This window comes from Rhodococcus jostii NBRC 16295 (genome assembly GCF_001894825.1).
GTDB lineage: Bacteria > Actinomycetota > Actinomycetes > Mycobacteriales > Mycobacteriaceae > Rhodococcus_F > Rhodococcus_F jostii.
Genome location: NZ_BCWY01000227.1, coordinates 1 through 1,506 on the forward strand (window position 1 = coordinate 1; position 1,506 = coordinate 1,506).

Genomic DNA, 1,506 nt, shown 5'->3' on the forward strand with positions numbered 1-1,506 from the left:
TTGAGGGGTTTGTCCGTCACGTAATTCCCCACCCCGCCGTCACGTAATTCCCCACCCCTGGGGCGTGTCGGCCGGGGGTTCGGGTGCTGCTGCAGGTTCGCTCCTGACTGGGTCACCGACAACGGGGCCCGGGAAGGGGCCTGACGGTGGCGAGGAGAACGTGGACGATGATCGATCTGATGGAGTTGTTCCGGCATTGGCATGCCGGCCGGTCCCAGGTGCAGATCGCGGAGGCCCTGGATATCGACCGAAAAACCATCCGGAAATATCTGGCTCCCGCCGTGGCGGCCGGGTTGACACCGGGCGAGGGAGGGACGTTCGACGAGCCGCTCTGGTGGGAGCTGATCACCGGATGGTTCCCGGAGGTCGGCGACCCGGCGGCGCGGGCGGTGACATGGCCGGCGATCGCCGCGCACCACGACTGGATCGACGGGCAGCTGACCGCGTCGGTGACGGTAGCGACGATTGCGCAACGCCTGCGCGACGACCACGGCGTCGCGGTGTCGGAATCGACCGTACGACGGTATGTGGCAGCACAATTCGCCGAGAAGGTGGCGGAGTCGAAGGTGACGGTGGCCCGTGGCGCGGTCCCGCCTGGCGACGAGGCCCAGGTCGACTACGGCAAGCTCGGCATGTGGCGCAACCCGGCCACCGACCGGCGGGTGGCGGTGTGGGCGTTCGCGATTATCCTGTCCTGCTCACGGATGCTGTTCGTGCAGCCGGTGCTGCGGATGGACCAGAGTTCGTGGTGCGCCTCGCACGTGGCGGCGTTCGAGTTCTTCGGCGGCACGCCGGCCCGGATCGTGTGCGACAACCTCAAAACCGGGGTCGACCGGCCTGACCTGTACGACCCGAAGATCAACCGCGCCTACGCCGAACTCGCCGCCTACTACCGGGTGTTGATCGACCCCGCCCGCGCCGGAAAACCAAAGGATAAACCCAGGATCGAGCGCCCGATGCCCTATATCCGCGACTCGTACTTCAAGGGCCGCGAGTTCACCTCACTGGCGCAGATGCAGGACGCCGCCCTGGCCTGGTGCACCGACGTCTACGGGCTCCACAATCACCGTGGTCTCGACGGTGCGCAACCCGCGGCGGTGTTCGACGCCATCGAAAGGCGCACTCTCACAGCACTTCCTCCGAAACCGTTCGAGCTGGTCCTCTATCAGGTCGGGAAGGTCGCCCCGGACTGTCACGTCAAGGCCGGCAAGGCCCTGTATTCGGTGCCCTGGCGGCTGATCGGCCAGCAGGTGCTGGTCCGCACCTGCGGCGACGTGGTGCAGATCTTCCACACCGAGCAGGTGGCCGCCACGCATGTGCTGCACCTGTCGGGGCGGTCGACGAACCCCGAGCACTACCCGCCGCACAAGATCGCCTACACGCTGCAGACCGTGGTCTGGTGTCGGGCGCAGGCCGAGCAGATCGGTCCCGGCGCCGTCGCGGTCGTCGCCGAGTTGTCGCAGGTCAACGCGCTGCACCGGCTGCGGGCGATCCAGGGCATCGTCC

Annotated in this window: 1 protein-coding gene; it reads left to right on the forward strand. The window is 67.4% G+C overall.

Annotation, left to right across the window (positions count from 1 at the left end):
• Window positions 1–167: 167 nt before the first annotated feature.
• Window positions 168–1,506: IS21 family transposase (gene istA / locus RJ1_RS44870; RefSeq protein ID WP_073371162.1), on the forward strand; the 1,339-nt coding region annotated here is incomplete at its 3' end.